The organism is Janthinobacterium sp. SUN128 (assembly GCF_030587275.1).
Lineage (GTDB): Bacteria > Pseudomonadota > Gammaproteobacteria > Burkholderiales > Burkholderiaceae_D > Janthinobacterium > Janthinobacterium lividum.
Genome location: NZ_JAPWHY010000001.1, coordinates 220,642 through 230,438, shown reverse-complemented (window position 1 = coordinate 230,438; position 9,797 = coordinate 220,642). Strand labels below are relative to the sequence as shown.

Below are 9,797 nucleotides of genomic sequence, written 5' to 3'. Positions count from 1 at the left end.
AAGAAAGCGCACCTGGAATTGTTGTCCATCTCTAGCAGAGCATGTCTGGCAGTTGTCGCATTGATGCATTAGAGAAAATCTCTTATCAACGTTGGGAGTTACTTGTGAATAATCTAAAAAAAATCGCCGTTGCCGCCGCAGTACTGTGCTCCGCCCTCGGCGCACAGGCCCAGGAAATCAATCCTTCCTGGTACATTCAACCTAGCCTCAACGCCCTCAAGCCAGATTCCGACTTCGCTACGGATAAAACCGGGTATGGCGCAGGCTTGCGTTTCGGTAAACCTGTTTCCCAGGACTGGGATATCCAGCTGGGCACCACGTATGCCCGCTCCAAGGATGGCCAACAACGCTACCAGCAAAATACGCTGGGCGTAGACGGTCTGTACATGTTCTCGCGTAAAGCCTTCCGCCCCTTCCTGCTGGTCGGTGCCGGCATGCAGCGCGACAAGGACACCAGCTTTGCTTTTGGCGAACGCAAAAAGAGCTCGCCGTACGCCAGCGTCGGTCTGGGCTTCCAGTCCACGATCAACGATCAACTGTCGTTCCAGGCTGACGTGCGCAACGTGCACGGCTTCCTGCGCGGCAATACGTTCGACCCGAGCAGCAAGGCCAACAACTACTACGTCACCGTGGGCCTGAACTTCGCGTTCGACAAACCACCTGCACCGCCACCACCACCGCCACCGCCGCCAGTGCGTGAAGAAGTCGTCGTGGTCGTGCCGCCACCACCGCCGCCACCGCCAGCACGCTTTGAAAAAGTGACGATGGCAGCAACGGAACTGTTCGCGTTCGACAGCGCCAAGCTGGGCCCGACACAGACCAAGCTTGACGAAATCGCCCGCGTGCTGAACGCAGCGCCGGACGTCAACAACGTCGTCATCAGTGGTTATGCCGACCGCATCGGTTCGGCCAAGTACAACCTGAAACTGTCGCAGCAGCGCGCTGATGCAGTCAAGGAATACCTGGTCGCCCACGGTGTCGCCGCCAACCGCCTGACGGCCGAAGGCAAGGGTTCCACCAATCCTGTCGTCACCTGCGATAACAAGAAGCGTGCCGACCTGATCAAGTGCCTGGAACCAAACCGCCGCGTTGAAGTGGAACAAATCACCATCGAACGCCGCGTGCAGTAAGCTCAACAGTGGTACGCCACTTGTGAATAAAAAAAGGGGCTCGCGCCCCTTTTTTGCATTGAAAGCCACCATGAATATTTCTACCCGCTACCCCAGACTGGCCGGCCTGGCGCCGTTCAGCAAGCAGATGCGCAGTGTCATCGTCTGTTCCGTCACCGAATGGCTGGAACACCGCGCCTCGAGCAAGGGCGCGGCCCTCGCCTATTACACCCTGTTTTCCATCGCCCCCATCCTCGTGCTGGTGATTGCCATCGCCGGCTTTTTCTATGGCCCGGCCGCCGCGCGCGGCGAACTGATGGGGCAACTGCAGGGATTGCTGGGCACACAGGGCGCCGAAGCCATCCAGCTGGTGCTGGCCGGCGCGAAGAACCATGAGCAGGGACGCATTGCCACCCTCATCGCCAGCGCCCTGCTGCTGTTCGGCGCCACCAGCGTATTTGCCGAACTGAAAGCCAGCCTTGATGAAATCTGGCAAGTACCGCCGCTGAAGGAAGCAGGCGCCTGGGACATGCTGCGCACGCGCCTGCTGTCCTTCGGCCTGGTGCTGGTGCTGGCCTTCCTGCTGATGGTGTCGCTGGTGGTCAACGCGGCCATGGCCATCCTCGCCAACTTCTGGGAAGGCGTGTGGAAGGACACGGCCGTGCTGTTTACCATCCTGTCGAACCTGATCGGCTTTGCCGTCATCGCCAGCCTGTTTGCCGTCATCTATAAAATGCTGCCGCGCGTGCGCCTGTCCTGGCGCGACGTGCTGATCGGCGCCATCGGCACGGCCTTCATGTTTTCACTGGGGAAATATGCCATTGGTGTGTATATCGGCAATAGCGGCGTGGCCAGCAGCTATGGCGCGGCCGGTTCGCTGGTGGCCCTGCTGCTGTGGGTATATTATTCAGCGCAAATCTTCTTCCTGGGCGCCGAATTCACGCGCCAGTTCGCCCTGCAGCTGGGCAGCATGAAGGATATGCCGAAGACGGACGATGGCGATGTGCAAGTCAAGATACTGAAACGCCACCAGTCGTAAGAGATACATCTGCATGCAACAACGGCGCCCGCGGGCGCCGTTTTCTTTACGTTGCCGCAAGCTATTCGCCCAGCAGCTCGGCCACCACTTCCATGCCCTGCACACGCTCGGCCACGACCTTCACGATGACGATGATGGGCACGCCCAGCAGCAAGCCCCAGACGCCCCACAGCCAGCCCCAGAACAGCAGGCTGATGAACACGGCCGTGGGATTCATCCGGGCGATGCGCCCCGTCATCCAGGTGGTGACAAAGGTGCCCACCAGGGTGGCGATGGCCATCGACGTGCCCGTCACCAGCAAGACCATTTCCAGCGATTCGAACTGCAGGAAGGCAACGAGGCCCGTGGCGATGGTGATGAGCAAGGGGCCAAAATACGGCATGATGTGCAGCAAGCCGGCCACGATGGCCCAGGCGCCCGCGTTTTCCAGGCCGATCACGCGCAGGGCGATCCACATCAGGACCGCCAGCAAGCCATTCGTGACGAGCAGCATGAACATATAGTTCTGGATCGACGTATTGATGTCTTCCAGGATGTGCACTGTGACCTTCTTGCGGCTCAGCGACGGCCCCGTCAGCTTGACGAGCTTGCGCTTGAAGGTATCGCCCGACAGCAGCAGGAAAAACACGAGGAAGATGACCATGGTGGCCTGGCTGAGGAAGCCCACCAAGCCCAGCGAGCCGGCCCAGATCCAGTCCATGATCTTGAAGTTGGGCGCCTCGGCGGCGGCCGCGCGGCGGTTGTTGCGGCGCGCTTCGGCGCCGGCAGCCACTTGCTCGATTTCATTGGCCACGGCCTGCATCTTCTGGAAGGTGCTGTTCTTGCCGCCCGTACTGGCGGCGATCAGGCGCGACAGCTTATGCGTGGCGGCCGGCAATTCTTCAACGATGGATTCGAATTCGCCCTGCACGCGCTCGACCACGACGATGGAGCCGAACAGGATTAGGGCCGTCACGGCCGTGGCGCCGATGGCGCGCCGCAGGCGCAGCTTTTCCAGCCAGGCGACGACGGGATTGAGGGTGTAGGCGATGAAAATGCCGAAGATGACGGGAATGAGGAATTTCTGTGCCCACTGCAGCGCATAAATGAAGCTGACGGTGGCGATGATGCCCAGCGCCATGCCACGCGCATTGACATGCAGCGGCAAACGCAAGGATGAATCTGGCTGCTCCGCGGGCGCGCCGGGAGGTGGCCCGGCAGGCTCGGTGGAGGCAGCCGCCACCGGCTCGGGCGGGGTATCTGTAGGCTGGATATGCATGCGATTCCCGCGACGGTCGGTGGAGGGCCGCAGGGCCAGCCCTGAGGCTGGCCGCTGCGGCAGGTCAGGCCATTACTTGACGCGGATGTCGTTTTTCACGGACTTCACGCCCTTGACGCCACGGGTGATTTCACCCGCTTTCGCGGCATCGGCTGGCTGGGCCACGAAGCCGCTCAGCTGAACCACACCCTTGAAGGTTTCAACGTTGATTTCCGTCGATTTCAGGGTAGGCTCGTTGAAGATGCTGGCTTTCACTTTGGTGGTGATGGCGGCGTCGTCGATGTACTCGCCCGTGCCTTCCTTGGTTGGGGTCGAAGCGCAACCTGCAACAGCGAACAGGGAAGCGACGAAAAGGCCAGTAGCGATAGATTTGGTGAATTTCATGGTTTTTTCCTTAGGAGTGGTCAATCAATGTGCTCACAATGAGCTTCTTATACCAGTTTGGTGACTGCGCGCCGGAGGGAGCTCAGTAACCGAACTGGGTTTTTGCAGCCTTGATACAGTCATCCTTGGCTGCGCCGGCTAATGCATCGCATTTTTCTGTCGCGACCTTGTACTCGGCTTTTCTTTTTGCTTCACGCGCATCGCTGCGCGCTTCGATGACTTTCTTGTCTGCCTTGGCATCGGCCAGGGCCGCCACCTTGGTGGACTTGGCCAGCTTGACGCAGACATCCTTGTCGTTGCCCGTCAGCGCATTGCAGCGCGCCAGGTCGACGTCGTAATTGGCATCGGCAATCTTGATGCGCGCCTTGGTGTAGGCGCGCAGGGTATTCGTGTATTGCGCCTGGGCCACAGCTTCATCGTAGGTGCGCACGGCCTTTGCTTCGGCGATGCAGACATCCTTCGGGTTGCCCGTGATTTTTTCGCATTCGGCATGGGCCAGCTTGTAATTCAGGCCCGCCTGTTCATTGGCCGCCTTGTAGGCTGCTTTCGCTTCCGGCGTGGCAGCCACGGCCTGGCCGCCCCAGGCGGCGCACGCCAGGCTGACAACGATGGCGGTGAAAAGCTTATTCTTGTTCATGTATTTCTCCCTGGTAGTGACAAGCATGTCTGCTTGGCATGACTACCGTTTTACGTGGATCGCCGACTCTCTTCTGTACGCTGCCGTACACAAGTAATTTATTTTGAAAGCGGAAGGCAGACAGGGATAAATAACAACGTTTTGCTGGATCGTTCCGGTAAAAAATACCATTTTCGGCACCAAATAAGTACGTGCGGCAGCGTACAGACCGGAAACAGGGGCATGACTAAGATGGCACTACACCCTCACCTCGTCAGGAGAATAAAATGAAAACCAACGCCACCTTGGCTGCACTGATGCTCGCCGCCACCGCCGCACTGAGCGGTTGCGCCACCGGTCCTTCCCAGTCACAACAATATTACCCGGCCAACCAGCCTGAATCCGCCATGTACGGCACCGTCGACTCCATCCAGATCGTGCAGGGCGGCGGACAAACCAGCGGCGCGGGCGCCGTGGTCGGCGGCATCGCCGGCGCACTGCTGGGCAATACCATCGGCTCGGGCGGCGGACGCACGGCCGCCACCGTGGCGGGCGCCGTCGCCGGCGGCGTCGTGGGCAACCAGGTGGAAGGCCGCAGGCAGCAAGCGCAGGCCTACCAGATCAGCGTACGCCTCGACAACGGCGAATACCGCACCGTGGTGCAGGACAACGCGAATGATCTGCGCCCGGGCAACCGCGTGCGCGTCGTTGACGGCCGCGTCTACCGCTATTAATTTTCGGCGGAGCTTGCCAACAGGCAGCCGCCATCCCGCATGAGTCATACGATAACAAGGAGTTGCCATGGGCACCATCATTCTGATCATCTTGATCCTGGCCCTGGTCGGCGTCCTGCCTACCTGGCCGCATAGCCGCAACTGGGGTTACGGCCCCAGCGGCATCGCCGGCCTGGTCGTAGTGATACTGATCCTGCTATTACTGACGGGCAGGTTGTAAAAAAAGGCGCTGCGGCGCCTTTTTTATTTCAAGGAGGAACTATCATGACTATCCACAACACACTGCTGGCCACCCTGTTCGCCTGCAGCCTGGCGCCAATGGCACTGGCCCAGACGGCCACGCCGCAGCCGGGCGCCCCGCAACGCTGGTACCAGGAAGACAGCACGGCGCAAGCCCAGCTGCGCACCCTGCGCAAGGAAATCGCCGCCGCCCTGGCCGAGGCGAAAAAAGCCTGCCGTTCGGAACCATCCGCCGCGCGCGCCACCTGCCTGAAGGATGCGCAGGACACGTATCGGCAAGACATGGCCAACGCGGAAAAACTGCGCGAAGCGGCCCATCCGCAGTAGTGAAGCGTACTCTTGCGACGTCGCCTGATCAGGCGACTTCGCGCTCGTAAGGGGGTAATTCGTGCACCACGAGTGGCGTATCTTCCGTGACAAAGGCCAGCCAGCCGGCCGCCTTGATCGCGCGCAAGCCATCCTGGTAGCCCTGCTCCCAGCGCCACTCGATGGAGCCCCGGGAAAAATTGATATCCTTGGCCGCCATGTGCCAGTCGCGCCCCGCATACGGCAGGCGCACGATGTGCATGGTGCTGTCGCAACCGAGCGCCACCAGCTCTTCCGTCTGCTGACGGTTGTGCTTGGTATCGGGCAGGCCGGCGTACAGTTCGCGCAATTTGCGCTGCAAGGTATGCGTATTGACGTAATCGGCGATATGCCGCTTCGAGCGCGACGCGAAGGTCACGTCCTTTTGCCGAGTCTGCACTTCGTCGAGGGTGGTCGGTTCCGGTCCTTCCGAGCTCCACAGGTCGACCATGAAGACGAGGGTGTCGACGTGGGGCGTATCGTCGAGCACGGTTTCCAGCGGCGTGTTCGAGTACAGGCCACCGTCCCAATATAAATCGCCATCCACGCGCACGCCGGCAAAGCCGGGCGGCAAGGCGCCGCTGGCGCGGATATGGTCCGCCGTCAGGGGCTGCTGCTGGCTGTCGAAACTGGTGAGGCTGCCGCATTTGACGCGCAGGGCGTTGACCGTCAGGCGCATGCCGCCGGGCTGGTTCAGGTAATCGAAATCGACCAGTTCCTCGAGAGTGCTGGACAGCTCGCTGGTGTCATAAAAACTGGCCTCTTCCGGCTTGACGGCGATTCCGGCGGAAAACAGGCTGAAGGCGCGCGGCTTGAAGAAGCCGGGCACGCCGCGCAGCAGCGTATCGAGCGTGGCCAGCCAGATGTTCGAGCGGCGCTGCTGGTCCGATACCAGGTTCATGTCGATGCTGTCGCGGTGCGCCACGCGCTGCCAGAATTCCTTCAGACGCACGAGCCGGTCTTCGTGCTTGTTACCCGCCAGAATGGCGGCATTGATGGCGCCGATCGAGGTGCCCACCACCCAGTCGGGCGCCAGGCCATGTTCGTGCAGCGCGTGGTAGACGCCGGCCTGGTAGGCGCCCAGTGCGCCGCCGCCTTGCAGCACCAGCACGATGCGCAGGCGCGAAGGATTTAACTGATTGATCGGTGTCTTCGAATTCGTCATCAAGATAGCCCTCTGTCCGCCGCGCGGGTGCGGCGTGAATCATTGTAAGGGATTGCGCCTGCACGTGCCGGACGTTGGGTACGGGCAAAAAAAAACGCCGTCGATGACGGCGTTCAGGGCAATTGCAGCTTCAGCGCTTGCGGCGCAGCCAGCTGGCGGCAACGGCGGCCACGGCCACGAGGACCAGGGCCGGCTTGACCAGCTTCTTGCGTCCGATAAACGATAACGCCGTAAGCACGTAGGGCATGGCGCCTTGCAGGCGCATGCCGCCCGGCGCCAGCAGGGATTCGACACGGTGGCCGGCAAAGCCGACCGCCGTTTCGACCACGCCCTGCAGCATCGATTCCGGGCGCAGCGCATAGCCCACGTTGGCGCGCGCATGCACGATGCCCACGCGGTACATTTCGCCCTGGGCGATCAGCAGGCGCTTGCGGGCGGCTTGCGCCGCCAGTTTGTCGTTGTCCGACATGAATTCTCCTCGTAATGCAGCTTACATCAGCATGTCGCGGTCAGCCTTCAATTCCGCCATGGTGGCCGGCATGGACAGCTTTCCTTGACGCAGCATGGCGCGCGCATACATGACCAGGGCGATGGCCAGCAGTACGAACACGACCGTCATGATCGCCAGGATCTTCCAGCCCAGGCTATCCCAGGCCAGAAAGACGATCAGCACGCTGCCGTAAGCGATGGCAAACAAGCCCGCCACGGTCGCCAGCGCGAAAATGACAATCAGCTGCAGCATGTGATTGCGCACTTCCGACAGTTCGATGGTGGCCAGTTCCAGCCGCGACAACATCAGTCCGACGGCGTTTTTGGCCAGGCCGGCGACCGAGCCGATCAATCCCGGCCCCTGGTGAGACGAAGCAGACTTGTCCATATCGCTCCTGACAGTGGATTACTTGCGGCCCAGGATGAAGCCGACCAGTACGCCGACGCCAGCGGCGACGGCCACCGTGCGCCATGGGTTTTCCTTGACATAGCCGTCAGCCTGGGAGGCGAGCTGCTTGGTGGCAACGATGGCCGACGCTTGCGCTTCATGCGCCTTGGCCAGGGCGGCATCCAGGGTTTTCATGCCCTTGACGCGCACTTCATCGGCTTTTTCGCCGGTCAGGGCGGCAGCGGCGCTGAACAGGGCTTGCGCATCCTTGACCAAGGTTTTGACATCGTTATTGACGGTGGTGATATTGTTTTCCAACATGGTTTAGCTCCTTAGCTGTGGATGAATGTAGTTACTATACCTACTTTACTCAAAAACACTATTCCATTAGATCGCGCATATCATCGGCGTGCTCTTCCTCGACAGCCATGATCTTGATCAACAAATGGCGTGTGGTCGGGTCTTTGTCGCCGATTTTCACGATCATCTGGCGATACGACTCGATCGCTACCCGTTCCGCGATCAGATTGGCACGCACCATGCTCTGCACATCTTCGGAGTCATCATACTCGGCATGGCTACGCGCAAGCAATGTTGCAGGATTAAAATCTGGCTTGCCATTCAATTGCACGATGCGTTCAGCCAGCCAGTCGGCGTGCTCCTGCTCCTGCTGCGCATGTTCAAGGAACTCGGCCTTGATGGTGCCGTTGTCGCGTCCACTCACCGTGTAGTAATGGCGCTTGTAGCGCGCAATACACACCAGTTCGGTGGCCAGCGCCCCATTCAACAGGGTAATCAACTCCTGGCGGTCGGCCTGGTAGCCGGCCGTCACGGCGCCATCGTCCAGGTTTTTGGCGGCAGCGCGGATGGCTGCCGTATCGATGCCAGCTGGAATCTCAACAGATGTTTGGGTCATGATGTTTCCTTTCAAGTCTTGCATGGGTATCCACCGGCCAAGCTTTGGCCGGTGCTGCCTACTAACAAATCAAACACTAGGCAAAACCGTAGCGAGCGGCAGTGAATTGTGGCCGAGAAGCGGAGCTGTGCTAGAGCACAGTGAGCATCGGAGGCCGCAAGTCGCGACGCGCAGCAGGTTTGGCCTGGTGTTTTAGCGGCGGGCGGGAATCGCCGTGTTGTCCTCGGACAAGACGATTTCCACCCGGCGATTCAGCTGGCGGTTCGACGCCGTGTCGTTGCCGGCGGCCGGATAGGCGGCGCCATAGCCTTTCGTGGCGATGCGGTCACGGCTGATGCCTTGCTCCAGCAGCGCATTGCGCACGGATTCCGCGCGGCGTTGCGACAATTCCAGGTTGTGCGCGGAGCCGCCCGTGCTATCCGTAAAGCCTTCGATCAGCACGGTGCGCTGCGGGTTGTTTTTCAGCACATCAGCCAGCTTGCGCGCCGTATTCGCGCCATCGGCCGTCAGGTTCGCCTTGTCCGTGCCAAACAGCACGTCACCCAGGGTGATCACCATGCCGCGTTCCGTTTTCTTGGCGGCCAGGTCGGCCAGCTGCGCTTCGAGTCCGGCGGCGCGCGCTTGCGCATCGCGGGCCGACGCTTCGGCCGCTTGCGCCTGGGCCTTGGCCGCTTCCGCATCCGCCTGCGCCGACTGGGCGCGGGCCGTGGCCTGGTCCGCCTGCTGCGTGCGCGCATCGAGGCGCAACTGGTCGCGCTGCTTGCCGGCGTTGGCGATATCGGCTTCAGCGGCCTTCTGCTTGGCGACTTCTTGCGCCGTGGCTATCTTTTGCTTGGCCAGGTAGGCCAGCTTGTCGACTTTTTCACTATCTTCCTGGCGCGTGGCGGCCGCGTTTGCCGCTTCCAGCGCAGCGCTCGCTTCGCGGAATTCGCGTGGCGCATAGGTCGACACGATCGGGTTCGATTGCGCCGCCATGTAGTCGCCGCGGGTCTGGTCGAGCAGGCTGGTGGTGGTCGGTGCGGAGCTGCAGGCGGCAACCAGAGCGGCCATGGCCAGCAGGCCGGGAATGGTAGTGTAGGTAGCTTTTTTCATGATGGGGTCCTGTTGTCGGTTA

Annotated in this window: 14 protein-coding genes; 5 read left to right on the top strand and 9 right to left on the bottom strand. The window is 60.9% G+C overall.

Translation table 11 applies throughout. The features are described from left to right. Positions 1–104 precede the first annotated feature (104 nt). Complete coding sequence (locus O3297_RS01205) at positions 105–1,130, top strand: OmpA family protein (protein ID WP_034786319.1); 1,026 nt, start codon at positions 105–107, stop codon at positions 1,128–1,130. Positions 1,131–1,200: 70 nt separating this feature from the next. Continuing rightward, positions 1,201–2,148 (top strand): YihY/virulence factor BrkB family protein, encoded by a 948-nt coding sequence (locus O3297_RS01200; RefSeq protein ID WP_070255091.1) that lies wholly within the window; start codon positions 1,201–1,203, stop codon positions 2,146–2,148. A gap of 61 nt (positions 2,149–2,209) precedes the next feature. On the opposite strand, the gene O3297_RS01195 is transcribed toward O3297_RS01200, so the two are convergent. From O3297_RS01195 to O3297_RS01185, 3 genes are all read right to left on the bottom strand, one after another. Further along, on the bottom strand, positions 2,210–3,301 hold the full coding sequence (locus O3297_RS01195) for an AI-2E family transporter (protein WP_305049580.1): 1,092 nt from the start codon (positions 3,299–3,301) through the stop codon (positions 2,210–2,212). A 177-nt stretch (positions 3,302–3,478) separates the two neighbouring features. Next, positions 3,479–3,790 carry a BON domain-containing protein gene (locus O3297_RS01190; protein ID WP_034786324.1) on the bottom strand — a complete coding sequence of 104 codons (312 nt, stop codon included), beginning with the start codon at positions 3,788–3,790 and terminating at the stop codon, positions 3,479–3,481. Between the two features lie 82 nt (positions 3,791–3,872). After that, positions 3,873–4,427, bottom strand: coding sequence for a hypothetical protein (locus O3297_RS01185; RefSeq protein WP_046682431.1), 555 nt, complete (start codon positions 4,425–4,427; stop codon positions 3,873–3,875). Positions 4,428–4,693: 266 nt separating this feature from the next. Between O3297_RS01185 and O3297_RS01180 the strand changes: the two genes are divergently transcribed. The 3 genes from O3297_RS01180 to O3297_RS01170 all read left to right on the top strand — a co-directional run bounded on the left by O3297_RS01180 (position 4,694) and on the right by O3297_RS01170 (position 5,707). Continuing rightward, positions 4,694–5,140: a glycine zipper 2TM domain-containing protein gene (locus O3297_RS01180; RefSeq protein ID WP_034786328.1), complete on the top strand. Its 447-nt coding sequence runs from the start codon at positions 4,694–4,696 to the stop codon at positions 5,138–5,140. A gap of 67 nt (positions 5,141–5,207) precedes the next feature. After that, positions 5,208–5,360 carry a DUF3309 family protein gene (locus O3297_RS01175; RefSeq protein ID WP_010396415.1) on the top strand — a complete coding sequence of 51 codons (153 nt, stop codon included), beginning with the start codon at positions 5,208–5,210 and terminating at the stop codon, positions 5,358–5,360. Positions 5,361–5,404: 44 nt separating this feature from the next. Then, on the top strand, positions 5,405–5,707 hold the full coding sequence (locus tag O3297_RS01170) for a hypothetical protein (RefSeq protein WP_305047525.1): 303 nt from the start codon (positions 5,405–5,407) through the stop codon (positions 5,705–5,707). A 28-nt stretch (positions 5,708–5,735) separates the two neighbouring features. Here the strand turns inward: O3297_RS01170 and O3297_RS01165 are convergent, their stop codons facing one another. The 6 genes from O3297_RS01165 to O3297_RS01140 form a co-directional block, all read right to left on the bottom strand. Beyond that, positions 5,736–6,890 (bottom strand): patatin-like phospholipase family protein, encoded by a 1,155-nt coding sequence (locus O3297_RS01165; RefSeq protein WP_305047524.1) that lies wholly within the window; start codon positions 6,888–6,890, stop codon positions 5,736–5,738. 130 nt (positions 6,891–7,020) lie between these two features. Continuing rightward, on the bottom strand, positions 7,021–7,359 hold the full coding sequence (locus tag O3297_RS01160; protein WP_034786335.1) for a hypothetical protein: 339 nt from the start codon (positions 7,357–7,359) through the stop codon (positions 7,021–7,023). Between the two features lie 21 nt (positions 7,360–7,380). Continuing rightward, positions 7,381–7,767 (bottom strand): phage holin family protein, encoded by a 387-nt coding sequence (locus O3297_RS01155; RefSeq protein WP_034758936.1) that lies wholly within the window; start codon positions 7,765–7,767, stop codon positions 7,381–7,383. A gap of 18 nt (positions 7,768–7,785) precedes the next feature. Then, positions 7,786–8,088 carry a YqjD family protein gene (locus O3297_RS01150; protein WP_034786336.1) on the bottom strand — a complete coding sequence of 101 codons (303 nt, stop codon included), beginning with the start codon at positions 8,086–8,088 and terminating at the stop codon, positions 7,786–7,788. A gap of 58 nt (positions 8,089–8,146) precedes the next feature. Then, positions 8,147–8,707: a ferritin-like domain-containing protein gene (locus O3297_RS01145; RefSeq protein WP_370385375.1), complete on the bottom strand. Its 561-nt coding sequence runs from the start codon at positions 8,705–8,707 to the stop codon at positions 8,147–8,149. A 168-nt stretch (positions 8,708–8,875) separates the two neighbouring features. Then, positions 8,876–9,775 carry an OmpA family protein gene (locus O3297_RS01140; RefSeq protein WP_034786341.1) on the bottom strand — a complete coding sequence of 300 codons (900 nt, stop codon included), beginning with the start codon at positions 9,773–9,775 and terminating at the stop codon, positions 8,876–8,878. Between the last annotated feature and the right edge of the window lie 22 nt (positions 9,776–9,797).

What these genes read in the sequence shown, in the direction of transcription:
- O3297_RS01200 (WP_070255091.1), top strand. Translation starts at nt 1,201, where the DNA reads ATGAATATTTCTACCCGCTACCCCAGACTGGCCGGCCTGGCGCCGTTC.
- O3297_RS01190 (WP_034786324.1), bottom strand. Translation starts at nt 3,790, where the DNA reads ATGAAATTCACCAAATCTATCGCTACTGGCCTTTTCGTCGCTTCCCTG.
- O3297_RS01185 (WP_046682431.1), bottom strand. Translation starts at nt 4,427, where the DNA reads ATGAACAAGAATAAGCTTTTCACCGCCATCGTTGTCAGCCTGGCGTGC.
- O3297_RS01180 (WP_034786328.1), top strand. Translation starts at nt 4,694, where the DNA reads ATGAAAACCAACGCCACCTTGGCTGCACTGATGCTCGCCGCCACCGCC.
- O3297_RS01175 (WP_010396415.1), top strand. Translation starts at nt 5,208, where the DNA reads ATGGGCACCATCATTCTGATCATCTTGATCCTGGCCCTGGTCGGCGTC.
- O3297_RS01170 (WP_305047525.1), top strand. Translation starts at nt 5,405, where the DNA reads ATGACTATCCACAACACACTGCTGGCCACCCTGTTCGCCTGCAGCCTG.
- O3297_RS01165 (WP_305047524.1), bottom strand. Translation starts at nt 6,890, where the DNA reads ATGACGAATTCGAAGACACCGATCAATCAGTTAAATCCTTCGCGCCTG.
- O3297_RS01160 (WP_034786335.1), bottom strand. Translation starts at nt 7,359, where the DNA reads ATGTCGGACAACGACAAACTGGCGGCGCAAGCCGCCCGCAAGCGCCTG.
- O3297_RS01155 (WP_034758936.1), bottom strand. Translation starts at nt 7,767, where the DNA reads ATGGACAAGTCTGCTTCGTCTCACCAGGGGCCGGGATTGATCGGCTCG.
- O3297_RS01150 (WP_034786336.1), bottom strand. Translation starts at nt 8,088, where the DNA reads ATGTTGGAAAACAATATCACCACCGTCAATAACGATGTCAAAACCTTG.
- O3297_RS01145 (WP_370385375.1), bottom strand. Translation starts at nt 8,707, where the DNA reads ATGCAAGACTTGAAAGGAAACATCATGACCCAAACATCTGTTGAGATT.
- O3297_RS01140 (WP_034786341.1), bottom strand. Translation starts at nt 9,775, where the DNA reads ATGAAAAAAGCTACCTACACTACCATTCCCGGCCTGCTGGCCATGGCC.